Annotated in this window: 21 protein-coding genes and 2 pseudogenes; 12 read left to right on the top strand and 11 right to left on the bottom strand. The window is 39.9% G+C overall.

The window, feature by feature from the left end; all coding sequences use genetic code 11:
- Positions 1–3: 3 nt before the first annotated feature.
- From urtD to HYG88_RS01685, 6 genes are all read right to left on the bottom strand, one after another.
- Complete coding sequence (urtD, locus tag HYG88_RS01710; RefSeq protein ID WP_178882456.1) at positions 4–831, bottom strand: urea ABC transporter ATP-binding protein UrtD; 828 nt, start codon at positions 829–831, stop codon at positions 4–6.
- On the bottom strand, positions 832–1,902 hold the full coding sequence (urtC, locus tag HYG88_RS01705; RefSeq protein WP_178882455.1) for an urea ABC transporter permease subunit UrtC: 1,071 nt from the start codon (positions 1,900–1,902) through the stop codon (positions 832–834). It abuts the gene before it with no gap.
- 4 nt (positions 1,903–1,906) lie between these two features.
- On the bottom strand, positions 1,907–3,529 hold the full coding sequence (gene urtB / locus HYG88_RS01700) for an urea ABC transporter permease subunit UrtB (protein WP_178882454.1): 1,623 nt from the start codon (positions 3,527–3,529) through the stop codon (positions 1,907–1,909).
- 88 nt (positions 3,530–3,617) lie between these two features.
- Positions 3,618–4,898, bottom strand: coding sequence for an urea ABC transporter substrate-binding protein (urtA, locus tag HYG88_RS01695; RefSeq protein ID WP_178882453.1), 1,281 nt, complete (start codon positions 4,896–4,898; stop codon positions 3,618–3,620).
- A 258-nt stretch (positions 4,899–5,156) separates the two neighbouring features.
- On the bottom strand, positions 5,157–7,040 hold the full coding sequence (gene parE, locus HYG88_RS01690) for a DNA topoisomerase IV subunit B (protein ID WP_004659820.1): 1,884 nt from the start codon (positions 7,038–7,040) through the stop codon (positions 5,157–5,159).
- Positions 7,041–7,057: 17 nt separating this feature from the next.
- Positions 7,058–7,645 (bottom strand): YqiA/YcfP family alpha/beta fold hydrolase, encoded by a 588-nt coding sequence (locus HYG88_RS01685; protein ID WP_178882534.1) that lies wholly within the window; start codon positions 7,643–7,645, stop codon positions 7,058–7,060.
- A gap of 261 nt (positions 7,646–7,906) precedes the next feature.
- On the opposite strand from HYG88_RS01685, the gene HYG88_RS01680 reads away from it, so the two are divergent.
- Positions 7,907–9,253, top strand: a complete 1,347-nt coding sequence (locus HYG88_RS01680; protein WP_005156973.1) for a hypothetical protein — start codon at positions 7,907–7,909, stop codon at positions 9,251–9,253.
- Positions 9,254–9,303: 50 nt separating this feature from the next.
- On the opposite strand, the gene HYG88_RS01675 is transcribed toward HYG88_RS01680, so the two are convergent.
- The gene (locus HYG88_RS01675) at positions 9,304–9,807 is read right to left on the bottom strand and encodes a disulfide bond formation protein B (RefSeq protein ID WP_005156976.1); all 504 of its coding nucleotides are present in this window, start codon (positions 9,805–9,807) and stop codon (positions 9,304–9,306) included.
- Positions 9,808–9,825: 18 nt separating this feature from the next.
- Positions 9,826–11,403, bottom strand: a complete 1,578-nt coding sequence (gene gshA, locus HYG88_RS01670) for a glutamate--cysteine ligase (RefSeq protein ID WP_005156979.1) — start codon at positions 11,401–11,403, stop codon at positions 9,826–9,828.
- A gap of 192 nt (positions 11,404–11,595) precedes the next feature.
- On the opposite strand from gshA, the gene HYG88_RS01665 reads away from it, so the two are divergent.
- The 3 genes from HYG88_RS01665 to HYG88_RS01655 are packed head-to-tail and all read left to right on the top strand — an operon-like array spanning position 11,596 to position 14,059.
- Complete coding sequence (locus tag HYG88_RS01665) at positions 11,596–12,135, top strand: DUF924 family protein (RefSeq protein ID WP_005156982.1); 540 nt, start codon at positions 11,596–11,598, stop codon at positions 12,133–12,135.
- Between the two features lie 40 nt (positions 12,136–12,175).
- Positions 12,176–12,733 (top strand): hypothetical protein, encoded by a 558-nt coding sequence (locus HYG88_RS01660; protein WP_004659808.1) that lies wholly within the window; start codon positions 12,176–12,178, stop codon positions 12,731–12,733.
- A gap of 18 nt (positions 12,734–12,751) precedes the next feature.
- Positions 12,752–14,059 (top strand): DUF445 domain-containing protein, encoded by a 1,308-nt coding sequence (locus tag HYG88_RS01655; protein ID WP_005156984.1) that lies wholly within the window; start codon positions 12,752–12,754, stop codon positions 14,057–14,059.
- Between the two features lie 37 nt (positions 14,060–14,096).
- Here HYG88_RS01655 and HYG88_RS01650 read toward each other — a convergent pair whose 3' ends face one another.
- The gene (locus tag HYG88_RS01650) at positions 14,097–14,546 is read right to left on the bottom strand and encodes a hypothetical protein (RefSeq protein ID WP_005156986.1); all 450 of its coding nucleotides are present in this window, start codon (positions 14,544–14,546) and stop codon (positions 14,097–14,099) included.
- Positions 14,547–14,864: 318 nt separating this feature from the next.
- On the opposite strand from HYG88_RS01650, the gene HYG88_RS01645 reads away from it, so the two are divergent.
- Both HYG88_RS01645 and HYG88_RS01640 read left to right on the top strand, forming a co-directional pair.
- Positions 14,865–16,019, top strand: a complete 1,155-nt coding sequence (locus HYG88_RS01645) for a methionine aminotransferase (RefSeq protein WP_005156988.1) — start codon at positions 14,865–14,867, stop codon at positions 16,017–16,019.
- Between the two features lie 98 nt (positions 16,020–16,117).
- The gene (locus tag HYG88_RS01640) at positions 16,118–17,485 is read left to right on the top strand and encodes an MATE family efflux transporter (protein ID WP_005156990.1); all 1,368 of its coding nucleotides are present in this window, start codon (positions 16,118–16,120) and stop codon (positions 17,483–17,485) included.
- Between the two features lie 69 nt (positions 17,486–17,554).
- On the opposite strand, the gene HYG88_RS01635 is transcribed toward HYG88_RS01640, so the two are convergent.
- Positions 17,555–18,382, bottom strand: a complete 828-nt coding sequence (locus tag HYG88_RS01635) for an SDR family oxidoreductase (RefSeq protein WP_005156992.1) — start codon at positions 18,380–18,382, stop codon at positions 17,555–17,557.
- A 305-nt stretch (positions 18,383–18,687) separates the two neighbouring features.
- On the opposite strand from HYG88_RS01635, the gene HYG88_RS01630 reads away from it, so the two are divergent.
- The 4 genes from HYG88_RS01630 to HYG88_RS01615 all read left to right on the top strand — a co-directional run bounded on the left by HYG88_RS01630 (position 18,688) and on the right by HYG88_RS01615 (position 22,280).
- Entirely contained in the window at positions 18,688–19,365 is a 678-nt protein-coding gene (locus HYG88_RS01630) for a TetR/AcrR family transcriptional regulator (protein ID WP_005156994.1), read from the top strand.
- Positions 19,366–19,615: 250 nt separating this feature from the next.
- Positions 19,616–20,326: a phosphate regulon transcriptional regulator PhoB gene (gene phoB, locus HYG88_RS01625; protein WP_004659793.1), complete on the top strand. Its 711-nt coding sequence runs from the start codon at positions 19,616–19,618 to the stop codon at positions 20,324–20,326.
- Between the two features lie 8 nt (positions 20,327–20,334).
- Entirely contained in the window at positions 20,335–21,693 is a 1,359-nt protein-coding gene (phoR, locus tag HYG88_RS01620; protein WP_004659791.1) for a phosphate regulon sensor histidine kinase PhoR, read from the top strand.
- 122 nt (positions 21,694–21,815) lie between these two features.
- Positions 21,816–22,280, top strand: coding sequence for a DUF2147 domain-containing protein (locus HYG88_RS01615; RefSeq protein ID WP_005156997.1), 465 nt, complete (start codon positions 21,816–21,818; stop codon positions 22,278–22,280).
- Positions 22,281–22,417: 137 nt separating this feature from the next.
- Here HYG88_RS01615 and HYG88_RS01610 read toward each other — a convergent pair.
- Positions 22,418–22,564, bottom strand: a pseudogene (locus tag HYG88_RS01610) (chlorhexidine efflux transporter); the annotation flags it as partial.
- Between HYG88_RS01610 and HYG88_RS01605 the strand changes: the two are divergent.
- Positions 22,553–22,882: pseudogene (locus HYG88_RS01605) on the top strand (LysR substrate-binding domain-containing protein); the annotation flags it as partial. The pseudogenes HYG88_RS01610 and HYG88_RS01605 overlap by 12 nt on opposite strands.
- 422 nt (positions 22,883–23,304) lie before the next feature.
- Complete coding sequence (locus HYG88_RS01600; RefSeq protein WP_178882452.1) at positions 23,305–23,982, top strand: hypothetical protein; 678 nt, start codon at positions 23,305–23,307, stop codon at positions 23,980–23,982.
- The last annotated feature ends 48 nt before the right edge of the window (positions 23,983–24,030 follow it).

Raw genomic sequence — 24,030 nt, 5'->3', positions numbered from 1 at the left:
CTCCTAGCGTCCCAAATACTTTTCAATCACATCTTCATTGGCTTGTACCTCTGCCAATGTGCCCTCTGCCAAAATTGCGCCTTGCGCCAATACCGTAACTTTCTCACTAATGGTGTCAATAAAACTCATGTCATGTTCTACCACCACAAGCGTATGATTTTTTTTCAATTCCAAACACAGTTCAGCCGTCCGTTCTGTTTCTGCATCGGTCATTCCTGCCACAGGCTCATCCAATAAAATCAGCTTCGGACGTTGCATCAATAGCATGCCGATTTCTAACCACTGCTTTTGACCATGGGACAATAATCCTGCGGGCTTTTTTACAAATTCCTTTAAACGGATTTGCTCTAAACTTTCATCCAATGCCAATTGTGCTTCTGGATCAAGTCGGCTAAACAAGCTCTTTTTCACTCGCTTATCGCGTGGTGCAGCGAGTAGTAAATTCTCCATGACTGTAAAATTTTCAAATACCGTTGGTTTCTGAAATTTGCGCCCAATCCCAGCTTCCGCAATTTCCTCTGTGCCCATTTTGGCAAGATCATAGTTTTGTCCAAAAAATGCTGTGCCAGTAGTCGGACGAGTTTTACCTGTGATCACGTCCATTAATGTGGTTTTCCCCGCACCATTTGGTCCAATGATGCAGCGTAATTCACTCTCAGCGATGTACAGTGATAAATCATTTAACGCACGAAACGAATCAAACCAGACACTGACTTTTTCTAAATACAAAGCAATCCCGTGACTAAAATCTGCACCTTGGGTTTTGGCACGACCATAGCCCTCACCAAGTTGACCGCCATGTTGAGCTGAGTCTATGAATAAATCACTCATTTAATTGCTCTCCTTTTTAAAACGATCAAATAAACCAATCACGCCTTTAGGTAAGAAAATCGTCACTACGATAAATAGCGCACCTAAGATCAGTAACCACGCTTCGGGCGCAGCCACAGTGAAATAAGTTTTCACTGCATTAATCAAACCTGCACCTAAAATCGCCCCAATCAAGGTGCCACGCCCCCCTGCTGCAACCCACACTGCCATTTCAATCGAATTGACTGGATTCATTTCACTTGGGTTGATAATACCAACCTGTGGCACATACAACGCCCCTGCGATACCTGCAATCACTGCCGATAGCACCCATGCTGAAAGCTTGTACCACAGTGTGCGATAGCCCAAATATTGCAAACGGTTTTCACTGTCACGAATCGCGCCAAGCACTCGACCATAAGGACGATTCATAAGTTGACGTAAGCCGATAAAACACAGCATTAACACCAAAGCAGTGACAAAACATAAAGTGGCACGCATCGGCGCTGAGGTGATATCAAAACCAAGTAAGGTTTTAAAACCCGTGAAGCCATTATTTCCACCAAAACCTGTCTCATTGCGGAAGAACAAGAGTGCCGCTGCAAAGGTCATGGCTTGGGTAATAATTGAGAAATACACACCCTTGATTTTTGAGCGGAAAGCAAAGAAACCAAAAATAAACGCAACTAAGGCAGGCACAAATAAAACCAAGATCATCGCCCAAGCAAAATGCTCAGTCCCCACCCAATACCAAGGGAGTTCTGTCCAACTGAGGAAACGCATGAAATCCGGTAAACCATCGCCTGCGGATTCGCGCATCAAGTACATGCCAAAGGCGTAACCACCGAGGGCGAAATACAAACCGTGCCCCAAGCTTAAAATCCCTGCATAACCCCACACTAAATCCAGTGCCAATGCGACCAAAGCCAAGCACATGATTTTGCCAATTAACGTAATCCAATACGCTGACAGATAAAATGCTGAATCAGGGGATAACAGATGTAACCAAGGTAAGCTCAATAACACGGCAAAACAAATGGCAATCGCAATTGCGCTATACGGTTTATCTGCAAATAAAGAAGTGATTTTCATTGGCTTACTCCACGAAACGACCTTTGATGGCAAACAAACCTTGTGGACGCTTTTGGATAAACAAAATCACAAGAACCAAGAGAATAATTTTTGCTAAAACCGCACCTAAACCAATCTCTAGAACTGTACCGCTAATCCCTAAACCTAAGGCTGCAAGTACTGCACCCCACACTTGGCCCACACCACCGACGACAACAACAAGGAAAGCATCGATGATGTAGTTTTGTCCAAGATCAGGACCGACATTACCCACTTGTGCCAGCGCACAACCTGCCAATCCAGCCAAGCCTGAACCTAAGCCAAATGCCAGCATATCGATACGTGCAGATCGAATGCCCACGGCACGCGCCATTTGACGGTTTTGTGTCACAGCACGAACAAATAATCCGAAACGGGTTTTGTTTAATAAGAAAACTAGAAGCAGTAAGACCGCCACAGTAAAACCAATAATCGCAATACGGTTATATGGCAACATCAGGCTTGGCGTCAGGGCAATACCACCACTGAGCCATGCGACATTCGACACTTCAACATTCTGTGCGCCAAAGATCATCCGAACCGATTGCATCAAGATTAAACTCACACCAAAAGTTGCCAATAATGTTTCCAATTGGCGACCATAAAGCGGACGAATCACAGTACGTTCAATCAACATGCCGATCAGCGCACTCACCAGAAATGCAGCAGGAATCGCAGCCAATAAATACCAATCGACTAAGCCTGCAAAGTGCGTTTTAAAAAAACTTTGAATAACGTAAGTGGTATAAGCACCGATCATGATGAGTTCACCATGTGCCATATTGATGACACCAAGCAAACCATAGGTGATTGCAAGACCAAGCGCTGCTAAAAGTAAAATACTGGCAGTACTGAGACCCGAAAATACATGCCCTGACCATTCACTGATTTGAATACGCGTTTTAATTTTATTTTGTGCTTCAACTAAAGCTGCTTTCAATGCGGGATTATTTTGTGGTTGTTCTAAGCTTTGGTTAATCAATGCGAATACATCGGGACGATTTGAATCCGCCAAAACTTTTACTGCTTCGATCTTGGTGAATTCATCTGAACTATTAAAATCTAAACGTGCTTTCAGTTGTGCCAAACGTGCTTTAACCGCTTCACTTTTTTCATTGAGATAGAGTTGTTTGATCGTTGCTACATCGAGCTCATCTAAATTATTTTCTAAAATGTCCACCGCAGCTAAACGTTGTGATGCATCGTCTGAATTCAATTTAACTTTGGCTTGTCCAAAGTTCAGTGCCTTACGTAAAGTATTGACCAGCGTCACTTGAGATAAATCTGAGGGCCAAGTGTCGATGGCTTGCAATTGCGGATAACTTAATAATTTTTCATCGTTTTTTAAAATGTAAGTATGACCTGAACTATCGGTATATAACTCATTTTGATCAATATATGCCACCAACTGATCCAGTTGTTCAATACTGGCTGGCCATTGATTCAACATAGCACGACGAGTAGCAAAGTCAGATTTAACAAAAGTTTGGATGGCATCTTGAGAAGTTGTAGACGTCACGGTTGTTGGTGAGGTAACTTCTGCCCATGCAGGATTAAACATGATCTGTGCCATGATGCAGAGCATTGCCAAAACATAGTGTTTCGCCATAAGACTCCCCCTTATATTTTCTATTTAAATCAATCAGAAATAAAACTAAGAAAAACCTGCTGCCAAAACAGCAGGTTGCATGGGACAATTATTTAGGAATATATGGGCTCCAAGGCTCAGCTTTGATGGTTTGAGGCGTTTTATAAACCACATCAAATTGACCATCACCACGGATCTGTCCGATCATCACAGGTTTATGTAAATGGTGATTGGTTTCATCCATTTTGAGGGTATAACCTGATGGCGCAGCAAAAGTTTGACCCGCCATCGCATCACGAACTTTATCAACGTCCGTTGTACCTGCTTTTTCAACCGCTTGTTTCCACATATTGATACCAACATAAGTCGCTTCCATCGGATCGTTGGTCACAACTTTATCGGCATTTGGAAGTTTGTACTCCACCGCATATTGCTTGAATTTGTTCACAAACTCGGTGTTTTTCGGATTTTTAACTGACATGAAATAGTTCCATGCCGCTAAATGACCCACCAATGGTTTGGTATCAATTCCACGTAATTCTTCTTCGCCAACTGAGAAAGCCATCACTGGAATATCAGCAGCTTTAATACCTTGGTTGCCTAACTCACGATAGAAAGGAACATTGGAATCGCCATTGATGGTGGAGATCACCGCAGTCTTTTTACCTGCGGAGAATTTCTTGATATTGGAAACGATGGTTTGATAGTTGCTATGACCAAACGGTGTGTACTCTTCCATGATGTCTGCATCGGCAACACCTTTAGACTTCAGGAAAGCACGCAGGATTTTATTGGTGGTGCGTGGGTAGACGTAATCTGTACCGAGTAAAACAAAACGTTGTGCTTTACCCCCCTCATCACCCATTAAATATTCCACCGCAGGAATGGCTTGCTGATTCGGTGCTGCACCTGTATAGAAAATATTTTTAGACTGTTCCTGACCTTCATATTGCACTGGATAGAACAATAAACCATTTAACTCTTCAACCACTGGAAGAACTGACTTACGTGACACTGACGTCCAGCAACCGAAAATAACGGCAACTTTGTCCTGAGTGATTAACTGACGTGCTTTTTCAGCAAATAGCGGCCAATCTGATGCTGGGTCAACAATGACAGGTTCGAGTTTTTTACCCATCACCCCGCCATTGGCATTGATTTCATTAATGGTCATCAATGCAGTATCTTTCAGAGAGGTCTCAGAAATTGCCATCGTGCCAGAGAGTGAATGTAAAATCCCCACCTTAATCGTATCGCCATTTGCAGCAGGTGCCGCTTTCGTTTCAGTTTTTGTTTGTTCTGTTTTTTCGGCTGGTTTTGAACAACCGACCAGTCCTACCCCCATCATCGCTGCCATAAGAACGGACATTGACATTAATTTGTTTTGCATCTTTGTTCTCCACAGATTGATCTTTTGATTTTTACTGAGTGGAGTTATTCAATTTTTATGCCAATAATTTAAACTATTGTTTTATTTTAATATTTATTAAATAAAATAAACAAGAATCCAATCTTGTATACAACATTGCATACAAAAAGAACGAGATGAACTAAAATGATGCAGATTAATTTATCCTAAATAGGGCTAGACCCTAGATAAAGAAAAGCCAAGCATGAGCTTGGCTTTTAATCTTTCAATTAAAAAGAATTAAACAACTATATCCGCTAAATTACCTTTCTGTTCTAACCAATGCTTACGATCACTCGAACGTTTTTTTGCCAGCAATTTATCTAATAACCCTGCGGTAAAATGCGCATCATCCAAATCAAGTTGGACTAAACGGCGCGTATTTGGGTCCATCGTGGTTTCACGCAATTGACTCGCATTCATCTCACCCAATCCTTTAAATCGAGTGATTTGCGGATTTTTATTACCTTTCACTTTTTTCAAAATGCTTTCGAGTTCACTATCATCTAGCGCATAATAAACATCTTTACCAATATCAATACGATACAGTGGTGGCATTGCGACAAACAAATGACCATCTTCAACTAAAGTCGGGAAATGTTTCACAAACAAGGCACAGAGTAATGTCGCGATATGTAGACCATCAGAGTCTGCGTCGGCAAGAATACAGATTTTGCCATAACGTAGTTCAGATAGATCATCGCTACCAGGATCAACCCCTATGGCAATCGCAATATCATGAACCTCTTGAGAAGCGAGCACCTCATCCGAAGATACTTCCCATGTATTTAGAATTTTTCCACGAATCGGCATAATCGCTTGGAAATTCTTGTCACGCGCTTGTTTAGCACTTCCACCCGCAGAATCACCTTCAACAATAAATAATTCGCTGTCTTCGCGCGTTAAACCCACACAATCAGCCAGTTTTCCGGGTAACGCAGGACCAGAGACGATCTTTTTACGCTCCACTTTTTTCGCTGCTTTTAAGCGACGCCCAGCTTTAGCAATTGCCATTTCAGCTAACTGCGTTGCAATCTCAGCATGTTGGTTTAACCATAAAGCAAAGGCATCTTTGGCGATATTCAGCACAATATTGGAGGCTTCACGACTCGATAAACGTTCTTTGGTTTGCCCCGAAAATTGCGGTTCCTGAAATTTCAGCGATAGAATGAAATTGACCCCATCCCAAACATCTTCTGCCGAAAGTTTCATATTACGTGGTAATAAATTACGTAATTCACAGAACTCTCGTAACGCCTCCGTGACCCCTGAACGCAATCCATTGACATGGGTTCCCCCTTGTGCAGTTGGAATCAAATTGACGTAACTTTCTTGTATTTGTTCACCACCCTCAACATTCCAGCAAATCGCAAATTCACAAGCTGCTCGCTCTGCTTGTCCACTACTGACAAAGGCAGGATCAGGTAGAATCTCTCGATCCTCGAGTTCATCCATTAAATAATCGACTAGACCATTTTCAAACTGCCATTCAATTTTTTCATTATTGATTTTATCGTCATAAATAATTTTTAAGCCCGCCGCTAAAACGGCTTTAGCTTTCAAATTATGCTTCAATGCTTTTAGTGCAAATTTTGGACTATCAAAGTATTTTGCTTCTGGCCAAAAGCGAACGGTTGTTCCTGTCGCACGTTTCGCAACTTTACCTTCTAACACCGATAATGGTGCAACAGGTTCACCTTGTTCAAACGCCATTTGATACAAGTTACCTTGGCGTTGTACCGCAACCTCAACGCGTGTTGATAAAGCATTCACGACAGAAATACCGACACCATGTAAACCACCAGAAAATTGGTAATTATCGGTACTGAATTTTCCGCCTGCATGTAATTTGGTCAAAATAATTTCGATACCACTTTGTCCATATTCAGGATGAATATCGACTGGCATACCTCGTCCATTATCTTCGACTGACAATGAACCATCTTCATATACGGTGACACAAATTTGATTGGCATGTCCTGCAAGTGCTTCATCCACCGCATTGTCAATCACCTCTTGCGCCAAATGGTTTGGACGTGAGGTATCGGTATACATACCGGGACGACGACGAACAGGATCTAAACCTGAAAGAACTTCAAGGGATTGTGCCGTGTATTGTGTCACTGGGTCTGACTTCCTTATTAGAGGGCTGTCGATAAAAATCGGAGTACGAAAGGTAATTTTTCTTCAAAATCATCCATTGCATGATTACCATCAGCGTCGGTTAAAATCAATGCAGATGGCTGTGCTGCATTATAATAACGTTGTGCTTGACGATAATCCAAGACTTCGTCACCTCGTTGCAACAGTACAAGAATTTTATCAGCATGCTTTAACTTCGTGTCAGCAATTGATTGTAATTGCTGCAATTGGTCGGCATCGAGTGTCCATGAATCAGTGACTTTGAGTGGGATTTGTTCAATCCCGAATAAATCTTCGAATAACTGCCATGGTTGCATAGCAGGATTAATCAGTACAGCAGGGCATCCATATTTTGCGACAAAATATGTCGCATAGAATCCCCCTAAGCTACTTCCAACCAATCTAACTTGATCGAGTGGTAAACTTTCAATCAGCTTAGAAACATCTCTTAAAACGTGTTCAGGCGGTTTATTCAAATCAGGTAAATGCACATCAGCATGCTCAACATTTGTGCAATATTGTTCTAATTGTTGCCCTTTTTTTGACATGGGGCTGCTTTGAAAGCCATGTAAATAAATAAATTGCATACGCACCATAATAGGCAACAGCTTGACTTATTATCAAATAAATCACATTATTTAGGTTAATAGATAAATAAATAACAATATAAATTACATTTAAGCTTGATATTGTCTGACACAAAAAACGATAGTGCACTCCGTTCATCAGTATTCTAAAAAAATTACTTATGAAACACATAAGATGTAAGCGTTTGTTGTAGTTTATCTACAGAATATTAAGTCAATTACTTCAAACCTTCGGTATATATCAAGGATGGGGAAATCAATATGCCAAGTTTAACGCCTCTGCATGAAACCTACTGCAAATGGGACAGTACACCCCCGAGTCAGGCAGATGTTTTGGAAGGTTTGGCGCAAGTTGTGAGCACGAGCTTAAGTGGTGTTCACGAATTGGTGCAATTAGTGCAAACAGAAGTGTTACGGACAACACTTGGTTTAAGCGCACAAAAAGCTAAAAATTTACAGAAACTTCCACAGTTACAAAAATTTTATCAATTTTCTTATGACACATTACAGAAGTACGGTAGCAGTTTTCTTGCACCAAGTTTACGTCATATTATTGAAAAATTCCCTGTGCTGCATGATAAACCCCTGACACCAACACTGCATTTCGTGGTGGGTGCATTAAACGGGATTTTTGGAGACTTTTTCTTAAAACAACACAACCCAATGGCTTTACCTATGGTGCTTTATGATCATTATGGATCATTACAACAAGGTGAATTAACTGGTCGTATTGTCATTCTTACACATGGTCTGTGTATGAATCATCTCAGCTGGTCAAATAGCCGTTATGGTGGAATTGGTGAACGTCTGCTTGCGCAACGGGACAACAACACCATGTTATATCTGAACTACAATACAGGGCGTCGTATTTCTGCAAATGGTCGAAGCTTTGCCAATGTACTTGAAGATTTAGTACAACGAAATCCAAGAATCACCAGCATTGATTTAATCGGACATAGTATGGGTGGCTTGGTTTCTCGTAGTGCCCTATTTTATGGCAAACAGAATCTCTATCAATGGGTGCATATGGTTGAGAATTTAGTTTGTATTGGTTCGCCACATCATGGTGCGGCGCTAGAACGCTTTGGTTTTATTTTGCAGGATAAATTGGGCGCGTTTCCTTTTATTAGCTTAATTGGTCAACTGATCAACATTCGTAGTAATGGTATTTTAGATTTGCGTCATGGCAGTGTTCGAGATGACGATTGGGAACATAATAATGCACGTATTGGCTTTGCTGATGATAATCGTAAACCTGCACCATTACCCTCTCATATCAATACCTTCTTAATCGCAGGTACTTTAGAATTTGAGAAATTGCGTAATAAAGCACTCTCTGTCATTGGCGATTATTTGGTCAGTGTGGAAAGTGCGCTAGGTGAACATCAAAATCCACGCTTCCAACTCAAATTACCAGAAACCCATAAAGCCGTATTCTATGGTTTAAACCATTTTGAAATTCAGTACCATTCGAGTGTTGCTGAACAGATTACACGTTGGTTATATCCCGATGTTGACGAAGTCGTTGAGGAAGGTATCCAAACACATTTAATCAATGTTCCGAATAATTATACTTTTGATGATTTAGATGGCATCGTAGAAACCTGATGTCAGTCTTCTTGATCTAAAAAAAAGCCAACGTATCGTTGGCTTTTTTATTATTTAGCAACACTATAATGTCTAAACAACTGCCACAAACATACCAATAAGATCAAACTAAAATACAGCAACGACCACACGGGTAGAGATTGTCCTAAGAAAGTCCAATCTATTGCTGCACATTCGCCTGAACCTGAAAGCACTTCCTGAAATACCGCTTTCATTGGCAATGCATCAACTAAATAGTCCAAGCCTGGACCACAACTTGGCACCTTATCAGGTGGTAAATGCTGTAGCCAAACATGACGAGATGCCACGCCCACTGACCAACCGATGGATAGGGTTGCTAATAGTGCATAAAAACGTTTAAAACCATTTGAAATCGGATTATGAATAAATGCGACTAAGGCAATCAATCCCATTCCAATTAAGCCAATACGTTGGAAAATACACAGTGGGCAAGGCTCCAAACCTTGCACATGTTCTAAATACAACGCAAACGAGATACCAATAATACTCGTTAGTACCAATAATGCACTAACTAAGCGGTAAGTCCATCGCATGGGAAGTCCTCTAAAATTTTAACGGTATTGCGCAAGATATTGTTCAAAGCTGATGTCGTTATCTTGTTCAAGTTGCGCCTGTTTTTGCAACGATGTTTGCGCTAATTCTGCAAAATATTGTTCTCTTTCTGCACTCAATTGATGTTGTTCATAATGATTGACATGTTGTTGAGCCATGATACTCCCAAAGCTCCATGTCCCACCATTATCCAAAGTATCTTTAATCACATGCGCGGAAAGGGTATTTTCAACATGATCTAAACGCTGCTGCATCACTTGGATTGCCTCAGAATATAACTGTGAACCATCCATTTGATCTAACAAAATAGCGCAGTCTTGAATCGCATTTAAATGACGTTGTGCCCAATCATGCAGTGAAACTATTGTTTCACCTTCTATAATTTTAGCATCTACTGCACGTCCACGATTGACCACTTCAGTTTGATTATGATCAATTTGCTCTTGCTCTTCTGCAAACAAATCAGGACTGTCATTTAATAAACAATACAATGCTAAACTTTCAAGAAAACCCGCTGAAATTTCATCAATTCCAATCGCACTATAAGGGTTCACATCTACGGCACGTAATTCTACATACCCAACACCACGATTCTTCAATGCTTGTGATGGGGTTTCACCTGCTTGTGGTACTTGTTTCGGACGAACTAGACTGTAGTATTCATTTTCGATTTGGAGCACGTGATCATTGATTTGAATCGGCTCACCCTGTTCATCATTTAAACCTAAATCGGTAAATTCAGGATAAGGGGTATGTACCGCTTTTTGTAATCCATCAAGATAATCGTGTAGATCGTTATAATGAATGCCCAATTCTTTTTGTGCTGAATTTTGGTAGCCCAAACGCCCCATGCGTAAGGCAGTTGCCTCAGGTAAATAGAGAGTGCCCTTGACCAGTGGCTGTAGATGATGTTCACGGCCTGTTAGGAAACAGCGGCAGACCGATGGGCTTGCACCCAACAGATACATCACTAAAGGGGTAAGTCGGATAAAGTTCCGAATCAGGCCAAAATAACGATGGCTACGATAATCCTGCAAACTGAGTTGTTTTAATTCTGGCTTGGTTTCATGTTGTTGCAATACTGCAAACAATTGATCCGGGAAAGATAAGTTGTAATGCACGCCAGAAATGGTTTGCATACGGCGGCCATAACGTACACCTAAACCATGACGGTATAAGGTTTTAAAGCGGCCAATATTAGAAGTGCCGTACTGTGCTAATCGAATATTTTCTTCATTATCATCCAACATACACGGCATGGACAGTGGCCATAATCTTTCGCCTTCTTCTAGCTGCTGATGTACCACGCTATGAATATCTCTTAATTCATCTAATGCAGCCGTGATGGTTGTTTTCGGTGTAGTAATAAACTCCATCAATGCTTCTGAATAATCTGTCGTAATATGCGGATGTGTTAGTGCAGAACCTAAAGCTTCAGGATGATTTTTTTGTGATAAAAATCCATTGCTTTGCATACGTAAACTTTCGCGTTCAATGCCGCGTAGCATCCCCTTTAATAGCGAAGCATCTACACAAGTCGGTATCACAGAGGAAGAATGTATGCTGGGTTGATTCATAATTTATATGCTCGCTTATTTAAGATCAGCCAACCACATAAATGGTCGCGACTTGGTTATTCTGCCAATTATAACGACAATTGTGATCTAGTCATCTGATTTAGTTTGGCAATTTTTATCACAATCTTGTTATATAAGACATGCTGAAATTGTGATTTTATTAAAAATAAATCTTCTCATGAGCACTGAACTATGCAAGCACAGGACATTATTAACTTCTGGTTTGACCCTGAGCATCGTTCACTTTGGTTTGCCAAAAGTGATGAGTTTGATGCAAAAATTCGCGACCAATTTCAAATAATTCACCATCAAGCGATCCAAGCAGAGCTTTGGTCTTGGCGACACACACCAGAGGGTCGTTTAGCCGAAATCATTGTGTTGGATCAATTTTCTCGCAACTTATACCGTGATCAAGCGCAAGCTTTTGCCTATGACAGCATGGCATTGATGCTTGCTCAAGAAGCAATTAGTTTACAACTCGATGCTCAACTGAATCCCGAACAACGCTCATTTTTATATATGCCATTTATGCATAGTGAATCTAAATTAATGCACGAGTTTGCTTTAAAACTGTTCCAACGTTTAGGGAACGAAATTAATTTGAGCTTTGAAAAAAAGCATAAAGTGATTATTGACCGTTTTGGGCGTTATCCACATCGCAATGCCATCTTAGGTCGAAGCTCGACACCTGAAGAACTGACCTTTTTAACACAACCGAATAGCAGCTTTTAAGTCTCTCGTCCCCTGAGATATTGAACATAGGAATTGCAAAATGAAATCTTTATTCATATGTGCCCCTCTCCTTGTTACATTAACACTGGCAGGATGTGCAACTGTTCCATCAAAACCCAAAACCTTCGATCAACTGGGTCAATTCACCGCTTATCCACTAAACAATAAAACGTTCCGTGTCGGTTTTCAGGCAGATAATAATTTGAGTTATGGTACGGCAGAAGAAATTACTTTACTCAAAGCCGCACAAACTACAGTCAAAAACGGTTTCCGTTATTTTACCGTTGTTGATGATCCAAGTAATGCACGACATAAAACGCAACGCCAAGCTGTGATTTATCCGACACCCTCTTATTACCCATATGGTTATTATCGCCGACATCCTGCCTTTTGGCCTGACCCATTCTATGATATGCCTCAAGTGGTCAATCTTGATCCAATCCAAGTGTCGTATACTATCGAGTGTTTTCAGACTCAGCAGCAATCACCTGATGCTTTTGATGCGCAACTCATTTTGCAATCATTAGGGCAAAAATACGGATTGAGTCCAACAGGAGATGTGTTGCAGCCCCCTGCGCCACCTCAAAACAAAAAGTAAATTGATAAGGATGACTCAATGAATTCAGTCGAAGAAATTCACGTACCGAGCCTGCAAAGAAGTAAGTACTTCGCCACTATGGCATTGATCATTGCGGTTGTAGCATGGATTGGCTTAATGGTCGCGGCGCATTTTTTACCTGAATATAAATGGGTCATTCATATTTTTATGTTAGGTGCGGAAGCAGGTGTAGTTGGTGGGCTGGCTGATTGGTACGCTGTCACTGTACTTTTCCGCAATCCTTTTGGAAAAATGCCTTTACCCAAACTATTGCGTGACCATACCGAAATCATTCCACGGAATAAAGCGCGTATTGCAGAATCAATGGGCCGCTTTGTACAAGAAAACTTTTTATCTCCTCAAATCGTTGAACGCAGTTTAAAAAATGCTGACCTCAGTTTGGCCGTCGGTCAATGGCTAGCCAACCCTCAAAATAACCAACAAGTCGTACAGATGATTCAACATACTGTACCGAAAATTTTTGAATTTGTGAGCCAAGATCAAATTGCCTACTTTGTGCAAAACAATAGTGTGCAATGGGTACGCAGTACCAAAATCAATAAACTCGCCAGTGAAATGTTACGTGCTGTTTTGGAAAATGATTTCCATCAAGACGTATTACAACGCGGTCTTGATCTGGCGCATGAGTGGATGGTCTCTCATCCTGAAAAGGCACGAGATCTATCACGTAAACTGTTCCAAGAATTAGGTGTTTGGAAACTAGCCAAAGGCGCAAGCTGGATTGGGATTGATGTGCAACAACGGACAATTGACTCACTGATTGAAAAAGTTGAATCGATGTTGGCCAACCCTGAACATCCGTGGCGGCAGGACATTGAAACCACCACGCATAATCTGATGTTGCAGCTTGCGGACAGCAACAGTGAAGCCAGCAAGCGCTTAAATCAGAGCAAGGATGATGTGCTGGACAGTCCACAGGTGCTGAACTTTATTAGTGGTGCTGTGGCAATTTTATGTGATGCGATTAAAACGGATTTAATGCAGGCAGATTCTGGTATTGCAACGAATTTACAGGCGGCATTACAACAGCTTGGTGAAAGCCTGATTCAGAATGAAAAAGTACGTCAAGTATTGAATGAGAAAATGGTCGGCTTAGCGACTAATTTCAGTGAGCAATACAGCGACAAGATCATCCGTTATATCAGCGAACGTATCCACGAGTGGGATTCACGCGAAATGATTGCCAAAATCGAAAGTGAGGTCGGTGGTGACTTACACATGATCCGTGTCAATGGCGTGATTGTCGGGGCGTTTATTGGTTTGGCGCTGGGTATCATTCGTGCCATTGTTGAAAATGTTTTGTAAATAGCAACAGAACGATGGGGGAATTTGCTCCTCATCGTTATGCAGATTGCGCCAGTTGCTGTTTACTTTCTTGATAATAACGAATCAAAGTATCTGTATCTTGTTTTAAAAATGCAGTTAGATAGGCTTTCACTTGTACCAATGAAAGTTGTTTAAAATGAACTTTTTCTTTCGCCTGTCGTGTAACTAATCCAAATATTTGTTTTTTAGGGACAACCACTGGAATGTCTGTCTTGACGATAAAGTTAAGTTCCTGAGATGATCCGTAGGTATTCAATACGATTTCTATGGTCTGTTCTGTCTTTTCATCGGTAATGGTAAACGTTGGGCTAGCACCATCAAGCTGCAGCCAACGGCTTAATTGTTTTTTCCAGCCCATTTTATCAAAACGAGTTAATACCCCAATGGTATTCAGTGCCTCAAGCTGCTCTACATCTTTTAAATCAATATGATGTGGGTAGCGTATTTTTAGATCGAAACTGTCCATTACTCTATGTCCCATTTCACGATAATTGGTATTTAATTGAACCCCTCGATAGAAATTATAGCGCTTTACAGCAACAACTAAAATAGCGTATCATCATGAAAAACAACAATTTTTTAGACAATTTTCAATAAAAAATGACCAATTCCGTCACTATTGTTTTTATTCAGACACAATTACCTGCTTTTTCCTGACATAAGACACCTTTTTCAGTCGATTAACGGCAAAATTCAACATTTACCTTAATCACAATAACTTGGTCAGGCATCACTTTTCACTATACAATCACGGCAAAACAAAACGTCAATCAGGTTAAAAACAATGTTGCAGCTTCAGTCAAAACTTCCAAGCCAAGGCGTGACTATTTTTAGCGTGATGACTGAACTCGCACAACGACTGAATGCACTGAATCTGTCTCAAGGCTTCCCCGATTTCCCTGCTCCACCTGCATTGCTTGAAGCGCTGAGCCAAGCCACGCTTTCAGGTTATAACCAATACCCTGCGGGAGATGGTGTTTTAGTACTCAGAGAACAACTGGCCAAACAGTTTTTACAACGAGATCAACTGCAACTCGATCCTGTCACCGAAATCACCATTACCCCTGGCGCAACCATTGCGATTTTTTGTGCCATTCAAGCCTGTATCCATGCAGATGATGAAGTTATTATTTTTGACCCGAGCTATGACAGCTATGCCCCTGCAGTACAACTGGCAGGGGGGAAATCCGTTCATATTCATTTAGAGGTACCAACATTTCAGGTGAATTGGCAAAAAGTTAAAGATTGTATCAATGCAAAAACTCGCATGATTATCGTCAATACACCGCATAATCCGACTGGTGCGATTTGGTCAGAACAAGACTGGCATCAACTGATTGAACTCATTCAAGATAAAAATATCGTTGTGCTCTCTGATGAGGTCTATGAACATCTCGTTTTTGATGGACAAAAACATTTTAGTGCACTGCAATTCCCCGAATTACGTGAACGCAGTTATGTAATCGGTTCTTTTGGCAAAAGTTATCATGTCACAGGTTGGAAAACGGGTTATTGCGTTGCAGCACCACATTTAATGCGTTTGTTTCGTCAAATATATCAATTTGCCAATTTCTGCGGCACCACACCTTGCCAAATAGCATTAGCGAACTATATGCAGCAACATCCTGAGCACGTTCAGGAACTCCCGAACTTTTATCAGGCAAAACGGGATCTTTTTAATACCCAAATTCAAAACTCACGTTTGCAATTTATTCCATCACAAGGCACTTATTTCCAAAATCTCGATTATAGTGCGATTCGCCCTGACTTGAATGATGTGGAAATGTGCCAATTCCTCGCAGAGCAACACAAAATTGTCGCGATTCCTATTTCCGTTTTTTATCAACAAGCGCCCGAGTCACTACGCCTGATTCGATTCTGCTTTGCCAAAACTGATCAGACTTTACAACGTGCAGGAGCAATCCTTGCAGAGTGTTGATCAACAAAAATAAACCGAACAATCATGACGTCAATATGACCGATGATGGTATGGTGGAAAAATAGAAACGTTTCTGGGCGAAGCGTGAAGGAAATAGAATGACACCCCGCCAACCTTTGGTCATGCAACCCAATCTCTGGAAAACATTTTTTGTTTTTCTGGTTCCCTTGATTGCCACCAACATTTTACAGAACTTATCAGGAACGATTAATACCATCTTTGTCGGACAAATGATGGGAGTAGATGCGATTGCTGCGGTGTCTGTATTCTTCCCAATTCTTTTCTTTTTATTGGCATTTGTGATCGGGATCTCCGCGGGAACGACTGTACTGATTGGACAGGCATGGGGTGCGCAAAATCTTGAAAAAGTCAGAAGTGTGATTGGCTCTACCCTATTTATGACCTTGATTGGTGGCAGCATTATTGCTGTTTTAGGTTGGAGCTTTGCCGAGCATATTTTGCAATTATTAGGTACAGATCCTAAAGTCATGCACCTCTCTCTGCCCTATGTTCGATGGATGCTGGTGGGTAGTCCATTATTGTTTGTCTATATTATTTATACTTCGATTTTACGCGGTGTCGGTGATAGTGTTACCCCTCTAATTGCATTGAGCCTAACCAGTCTGATTGGTTTGACGGTCACGCCTGTTTTGCTCAAAGGCTATTTTGGATTCCCTGCTCTAGGCATTGTCGCGCCTGCTGTTGCAACAATCATGGGATATGCCGCAGTCCTTATTTTTCTGAGCTTCTATCTCAATTATAAGAACCATCCACTGAAAATAGATGCCCGTCTATTGAAAAGTATTCGTCACGATAGCAACCTAAGCAAACTAATCTTAAAGCTTGGTATCCCAACAGGCATCCAAATGGTGACAACTTCATTGGCAGGCTTAGTCATTATTGGTTTGGTTAATCGTTATGGCGCACACGCAACTGCCGCATATGGCGCAGTCAATCAAGTTCTGAACTACATTCAATTTCCAGCCCTCTCTATTTCAATTGCGGCTTCTATTTTTGCCGCTCAAGCGATTGGTGCAGGCAAACCCGAACTATTAGCCAAAGTCACACGAACCGCTTTGGGAATGAATGTCATATTCACGGGCAGTTTGATCACTTTAGCCTACTTATTTTCCAAATATTTAATGGCTCTATTTATTACCGATCACAGCGTCATTGAACTTGGGCAGCAGCTCTTATTTATTGTGTTATGGTCAATTTTATTCTTCGGTGCGAGCGCTATTTTTGCTTCAATCATGCGAGCTAGTGGAACCGTCAATGTACCAATGATGATTAATATTCTCACTATTATTTTAATTGAAGTTCCTTGTGCCTATTGGTTTAGTTCGTTATGGGGCTTAACGGGCATTTGGACTGCTTACGCGCTTTCTTTTGTGTGCTTATGTGTATTACAAGCCTCTTATTATCAGTTCGTTTGGAAGAAAACCAAGATCAAAGTCCTTATTTAAAAATTTCTTTGATCCTCAAATAAAAAAGCCATTCTCTAAGAATGGCTTTTTCTATCATGATGCCAAGACTTACATCATTTTCGTTGCAATCGCTGCAAGACGTTGATAACCCGTTGGGAATAAACGCTGGAAAGAATCCACAATACGCGCATCTGTTCCAATTAACAGACGGCGTTTATCTTTCAACACTGCATTTAAAATCTGACGTGCAGCTTCTTCTGGCGGTGTACGTAAGAATTTATCAAACTGCTTGATCGATTTGTTTGGATCCATGCCCAAGCTCTTTAAACTGTCATTCATTTTCGCCGCTTTTGCGATATTGGTACGGATACCACCTGGGTGTACACAAAGAGAACTTACGCCACTCTTTTCAATATCAAGTTCTTGACGTAATGATTCAGTAAAACCACGTACCGCAAATTTTGTTGCATTGTATGCAGATTGTGTTGGTTGCGAAGTTAAACCAAAAATACTTGAGATATTGATGATATGACCATCTTTGGTTTGCTTAATGAATGGTAAAAATTCTTTGGTGCCGTAAACCACGCCCCAGAAGTTAATTCCGACGATCCACTCTAAATCTTCATAACTTGCGCCTTCAACAGTTGAGCCAAGTGCCACACCTGCGTTATTAAAAATCATATTCACTGAGCCATGATCTTGAACAGTTTCTTGCGCCCATTGCTTCACCGCTTCACGGTTTGAAACATCAAGAACTTTGGTCGTTACTTTGATTGGATTTTGTTTTACCAACTCAACAGTTTGCGCTAATCCTTTCTCATTGATATCACTCAATGACAAATGGCAACCTTGTTTAGCCAATAAAATTGCCAATTGCTGTCCAATCCCAGAACCTGCACCTGTGATCGCTGCGACTTTATTTTTAAAATTTTTCATTGCCTATCCTTTGTATTTCGAATGATATGCACACATTTGTCTTGATCATGTGCAGTTTAAGCTATAACCAATATAATTTTGACAATACGGGTTGTCAATATAGTACACTACAGCTTTAAGACAAATGGCAATAACCAACATATTGCTTGTCATATTAGGTCTATTTACATTTCATGACGTAAGATGTTTAGACACGATGAAATAAGTTTTACGAAATTTAGTTATTATAAATTCGCAAGACCTGTTTAAAATGCAAATAAATCTTAGACATACGATTTAAAGACTTTTTAGGGAACGGTTTTTCCATGGCAACTGAAGATCTAGCGACACGCAAGAAAAATAATACCGAAGCGAAAGAGCGCCAGTTTAAAGGTCTCTCTTTAACTGAACGCAAAGAAGCTCGCCGCGAAAAATTGATTGAAGCAGGCATTGCGACCTATGGTACACAGGGTTTTTTTTCGGTCACTGTCAAAGATGTCTGTAATGAGGCGAAGCTGACTGAGCGTTATTTTTATGAATCATTTAAGAAAAGTGAGGAACTTTTCCAAACGGTATTCTTAAAAATGATTGGCAAAATGCAAAATTGTTTAACCCAAGCTGTGCTCATGGCTGCACCTGAACCTAAGAATATGGTCACGGCAGGTTTATCCGCATTATTAAGTGCAATTAAAGATGACCCTCGTATGGCACGAATTATTTATATCGATGCCATGTTGGTTCAAGACCTGCATAATCAAGCCACGATTCAGGAAACTTTGACCCAATTTGATCGTATTATTCAAGCATTCATGATGATTACCATGCCAAATGTGCCACAAAGTGATGAAGAAGTTTCATTAATGGCAACAGGTTTAAATGGATATGTGACGCATATTATTATTCGTTGGGTTTCCGAAGGTTTTAAACAGCCTTTAGAAGATGTGTTATCTGCTTGTTGTGCTGTGTTTTTATCATTTATTGAAACCACCTCACAAAAAAATTAAAATCGTTTTACAGTTTTGTGACGAACAAAATAAAAAGGTTTCGATGGTATTAACCAAATGAATTCATTTATTTTATTTGCAAACAACTTGTCATTATTTGGTCACTACTCTGCCTTAGAATTGTCACAATTTATTGCTAAATTCGACTTTATTAACTCTTTTGCAATGATATTGTCATAATTAATCTTTGTAATAAGCCTGTCATAACAACAAAACGGTTCACCGTTACAGATTTTAAGGGTATTGCGCAGTGAAAGATGACTATATTTTAATTGTCGATGATGAGCTACCGATCCGCGAAATGATCCATACCTCTTTGGATATGGCAGGCTTCCAATGTTTACAAGCTGAGGATGCAAAACAAGCGCATCAGATTATCGTCGATCAGCGTCCTGCTCTTATTTTGCTGGATTGGATGCTACCGGGTGGTGTCAGTGGTGTAGATCTATGCCGTCGTCTCAAACGTGATGAAAACTTAGCTGAAATTCCTGTCATCATGCTGACAGCACGTGGTGAAGAAGACCATAAAGTGCAAGGGCTAGATGCGGGTGCAGATGATTACATGACCAAACCATTCTCTACACGTGAATTGGTTTCTCGTATCAAAGCTGTATTGCGTCGTGCAAATGCACTCAGTGGCGAAAAAGTCATTGATGCTAATGGCTTAATGCTTGATCCAGTCAGTCAGCGTGTGAGCTTTGGTAACAGTATTCTCGATATGGGTCCAACCGAATATCGTTTATTGGCTTTCTTTATGACGCACCCTGAACGTGCGTATACACGTGCACAATTACTGGATCAAGTTTGGGGCGGTAATGTCTATATCGAAGATCGTACCATTGACGTGCATATCCGACGTTTACGCAAAGTCTTAGAACCTTTTGGCGTAGATCGTTTTGTACAAACAGTACGTGGCACAGGCTATCGTTTTTCTACACGAGCTGATTTAGCAGCAGGTTAAAATCCTTTATGTATGAACCTTATCCCGTCCCTGAACTGGCACGTGAACATCAACGTTTCCGTCACAGCAATTTATGGACGTTTGCAAAACAAGATCTAAGACTGCTACTTTTTTTCTTATTGATTGCGAGCTTAATTGGATTCGGGGTTGGATACTTTTGGAGCTGTATTTTTGTCGCGTTTGTCGTTTTTTTTATACTCCAACTGCGCTCACTGTATTTAGTCAATGAGTGGATCTCAAATCGTCCCTATGATGTTCCCCCAAATCTAAGCGGTATTTGGGGTGCATTATTATTTAATGTCTATCGAGCGCAGCGACAAGAACGTATCGTTCAAGCCGAAATGGTAGGTTTGATTGATCGTGCTCAATCATCTCTGGTTGCATTGGCGGAAGCTGTCGTTTTGATTGATGACCAACATCAGATTGAATGGTGGAACCCCGCTGCCGAAAAGTTATTAGGTATCAATCCTTTGGATCGCGGACGTAATTTACTGGCTATTTTGCGTCAACCCAGCTTTATTGAATATTTTAATCATATCGATCAAGCACCTGATGGTATCCGTTTACAGGCTCAAATGGACGAAGACCGATATGTGCAAGTCAAGTTAACTCGTTTTGGTGGTGAAAGCCGCTTATTGGTGGCATATGACACTACTCGCGTACATAATCTTGAACAAATGCGTAAAGACTTCGTGGACAACATTTCTCATGAATTACGTACACCGCTCACCGTATTGAGTGGTTATATCGAAACATTTATCGATCAAGATGACATTACTCCTCGCTGGAAACGCGCTTTCACTCAAATGCAATCACAAACCAAACGCATGAATGCATTGGTGAATGATTTATTGCTTTTATCCAATTTAGAGAACAATAAAAAAGTTGCTAAAAATCAAATTATTGACATGGCAAATTTGATGAATCAATTATTTGATGATGCGCGTGCTTATAATCTCGATTATGGTCATACTTTAAATTTAGATATCGACAGTCATTGTGATTTAATCGGCTCTGATATGGAAATTGCCAGTGCGTTTAGTAATTTAATCACCAATGCAATTAAATACACACCGAAAGGTGGCATTATTACGATTGGCTGGCATGAAGATGGCGATCACGCTTACTTTACCGTACAAGATAATGGGATTGGCATTAATCCAAAACATCTACCCCGTTTAACTGAGCGCTTCTATCGTGTTGACAGCGCACGTAGCCGTCAGACAGGGGGGACAGGTTTAGGCTTAGCAATTGTCAAACATGTGTTAATGCAACATGGCGCCCATTTAGAAATTAGCTCCAAAGAAAACGAAGGCTCAACCTTTACCGCTGTCTTTCCCAAAGAACGTTTGTATCGTATAGGTTAAAATAGAGGGAGCTAAAATTGCTCCCTAAATATTTGATATTACAATTTAATTACAATAATAATATAATAATATTTTGATTAATTTCACCGCTCACACATTTCTCTTTAGACGTAATATATTTTATGAATTCTCATTTCTTTCGTAGTTTCGCCTTTCTCCTAGGCTTAAGTAGTTCATTTTCAGCAATCGCCATGCCTACTGATCCATTGATCGGTACTTGGAAAGTGGTAGATGAACGGAGTGGTTCTTATCTATCTGATATTGTGATCAGACGTAATTCTAAAACTGAACAATACAGTGCTGTCATTGTGAAAATGTACCCTCAAGGCAAAGAGGCGATTCCTACACTATGCACCCCTTGTACTGGTGCTTTAAAAAATCAGCCGATTATTGGTATGGAAGTACTGAGTAATCTTAAAATGCTGAATCTAAATGAAGAGTTTGGACAAGGTGTATGGATCAATCCTTATGATGGATATAAATATACTTTGAATGCGCGTTTAAGCAAAACAGGTAAAATGCTCACAATAAATGCGAAAAACCCGAATAATAATACGTTTAGAAATATGACGTGGATTCGTCTCTAAATTTGAAATCTTTCCTTCAAATTAGATTAAAAATCCATCAAAAAGAGCGTATATAAATACGCTCTTTTTTCAAATAATTCTTTGATTTTGAGATCAATAACACATAGATAAAAATACATTTCAAATGAAGGAATGACTTAAACAGATACAGGTTTCGACTCTACCAAATGACTGGGTAAATCAAAAATATGGTCGAAAAGATAATTATAAACAAAGGTATAACAAGGTATCAGAACCATCAGGCTTAAATCTAACAAAAATGCTTTTATTAAACTGATCTGCATGATCCTAGACAAGTTATTGTGGCGAGTAAACATTATGCTTTACCCGATCCACGCATTCTGGTTTCTGAAACTTATTGGATGACTGATAATTTGTCGATGGCAATTCAGATGGTCGAGCAAGGATTGGGCTGGGGAAATTTTCCCCTTTCTGTTGTGAAAGCGCATTTTAACCAGCAAAGTTTAGTTCGTTTAGCATTTAGTGATACGACCAATCGGTTAGATATGCCAATTCATGCGATTTGGCCAAGCTACAAACCGCTCAGCCAATCTCTGCAATTTCTTATTGAGTTTTGGGCAAAACAAATTCAAATCGAATAAAAAAAAGCCCGACATCCTGTCGGGCTTTTTCGTATTTCGCACTTTAGGTATAACTCCTGTTCTACCTCACGTCCTGATGCTCAAACTTATCATTCTTGTTTTATGTTTTGGAACTTCCTGTTCCTGATGAGTTGATATTAGGTGATTTGGATCGGTACGAATATGGGTCATTGACTGGAATTGGTGTAAGAAAAAACGTACAGATACGATTAGAGCTCGGCAAAACATATCAAAATTTCTTAGAGAGAATATAATTTTTTTCAAATCGACCTCTCTACAGGCTATTGAGATTTAAAAAACGAATAGGATATCGATCTTAATAAAATAAGATCAAAGCATTTCACATAGTGCCAATTGTGTTAAATTAATCAGTAATTTTTTATAAATAATAGTAATATATTTTTTTAATTTGGCGAACTATTATGTCTAATACCAATAGAGTAAACTCATTTAATGACTTCAAAAATGCCATGCCTCACCAAATTAATGAATATTTTTCTAATAAAAAATTAGAGGAGTTATCAATTCATGAATTAGTTTATACTTATTTGAATGTGAACTGGAATGTAACTAAACTTAAAAATCGTAAAGTTAGTACAAGCTTGCATGATTTAGTAGAAAATATTAGAGCTTCTTACAATAATAATCGAACTAGAACTTATACACCATTACTTGGTTGTTTTATGATTTTAGATCAGTTGGGTAGTATTGTTAATGATCCAAATAAATCATTAAAAAATGGAATAAAACAGATTCTAGATTTGCATACATATGATGAAAAAACTATCCAATATTTATTGGCTCTAAGGAATGGACTAATCCATGATGGGAGTTTGACTAGTCGTGCGCAATATGCAGGACAATATCATACTATTCTTAGACTTGAACCGACATTAGCAACAACCATTGAATTTCCATCAACTGATTGGAATGGTGTTTTTGAAAATGAATTAAGTATTTACTGCTCTAAAATTAATTCAAAGCGATTTTTTGATGAGGTCTTAATAATAATTGACTTGGTTAAAGAAGCTCTCTTGGATAACCTATTAAACTTAAAGATAAGTGATGAAAAAGAATTTTTCTATAAGTTTTTATTTTAAATATTTTCTAAAACCAACATAATACGCCTTATGCGAAATACGTAAAAC

The sequence above is a fragment of the Acinetobacter sp. SwsAc4 genome, assembly GCF_013391535.1.
Lineage (GTDB): Bacteria > Pseudomonadota > Gammaproteobacteria > Pseudomonadales > Moraxellaceae > Acinetobacter.
The sequence above is the reverse complement of the archived record's forward strand: the minus strand, read 5'-3'. Positions and strand labels throughout refer to the sequence as shown.

Excerpts from the sequence above, each read along its gene's own strand:
- HYG88_RS01680 (WP_005156973.1), top strand. The coding sequence starts at position 7,907 with ATGCCAAGTTTAACGCCTCTGCATGAAACCTACTGCAAATGGGACAGT.
- phoR (WP_004659791.1), top strand. The coding sequence starts at position 20,335 with ATGTATGAACCTTATCCCGTCCCTGAACTGGCACGTGAACATCAACGT.
- HYG88_RS01665 (WP_005156982.1), top strand. The coding sequence starts at position 11,596 with ATGCAAGCACAGGACATTATTAACTTCTGGTTTGACCCTGAGCATCGT.
- urtA (WP_178882453.1), bottom strand. The coding sequence starts at position 4,898 with ATGCAAAACAAATTAATGTCAATGTCCGTTCTTATGGCAGCGATGATG.
- gshA (WP_005156979.1), bottom strand. The coding sequence starts at position 11,403 with ATGAATCAACCCAGCATACATTCTTCCTCTGTGATACCGACTTGTGTA.
- HYG88_RS01635 (WP_005156992.1), bottom strand. The coding sequence starts at position 18,382 with ATGAAAAATTTTAAAAATAAAGTCGCAGCGATCACAGGTGCAGGTTCT.
- HYG88_RS01630 (WP_005156994.1), top strand. The coding sequence starts at position 18,688 with ATGGCAACTGAAGATCTAGCGACACGCAAGAAAAATAATACCGAAGCG.
- HYG88_RS01615 (WP_005156997.1), top strand. The coding sequence starts at position 21,816 with ATGAATTCTCATTTCTTTCGTAGTTTCGCCTTTCTCCTAGGCTTAAGT.
- urtD (WP_178882456.1), bottom strand. The coding sequence starts at position 831 with ATGAGTGATTTATTCATAGACTCAGCTCAACATGGCGGTCAACTTGGT.
- HYG88_RS01650 (WP_005156986.1), bottom strand. The coding sequence starts at position 14,546 with ATGGACAGTTTCGATCTAAAAATACGCTACCCACATCATATTGATTTA.
- urtC (WP_178882455.1), bottom strand. The coding sequence starts at position 1,902 with ATGAAAATCACTTCTTTATTTGCAGATAAACCGTATAGCGCAATTGCG.
- HYG88_RS01660 (WP_004659808.1), top strand. The coding sequence starts at position 12,176 with ATGAAATCTTTATTCATATGTGCCCCTCTCCTTGTTACATTAACACTG.
- urtB (WP_178882454.1), bottom strand. The coding sequence starts at position 3,529 with ATGGCGAAACACTATGTTTTGGCAATGCTCTGCATCATGGCACAGATC.
- HYG88_RS01640 (WP_005156990.1), top strand. The coding sequence starts at position 16,118 with ATGACACCCCGCCAACCTTTGGTCATGCAACCCAATCTCTGGAAAACA.
- HYG88_RS01655 (WP_005156984.1), top strand. The coding sequence starts at position 12,752 with ATGAATTCAGTCGAAGAAATTCACGTACCGAGCCTGCAAAGAAGTAAG.
- HYG88_RS01675 (WP_005156976.1), bottom strand. The coding sequence starts at position 9,807 with ATGCGATGGACTTACCGCTTAGTTAGTGCATTATTGGTACTAACGAGT.
- HYG88_RS01600 (WP_178882452.1), top strand. The coding sequence starts at position 23,305 with ATGTCTAATACCAATAGAGTAAACTCATTTAATGACTTCAAAAATGCC.
- HYG88_RS01685 (WP_178882534.1), bottom strand. The coding sequence starts at position 7,645 with ATGCAATTTATTTATTTACATGGCTTTCAAAGCAGCCCCATGTCAAAA.
- HYG88_RS01645 (WP_005156988.1), top strand. The coding sequence starts at position 14,865 with ATGTTGCAGCTTCAGTCAAAACTTCCAAGCCAAGGCGTGACTATTTTT.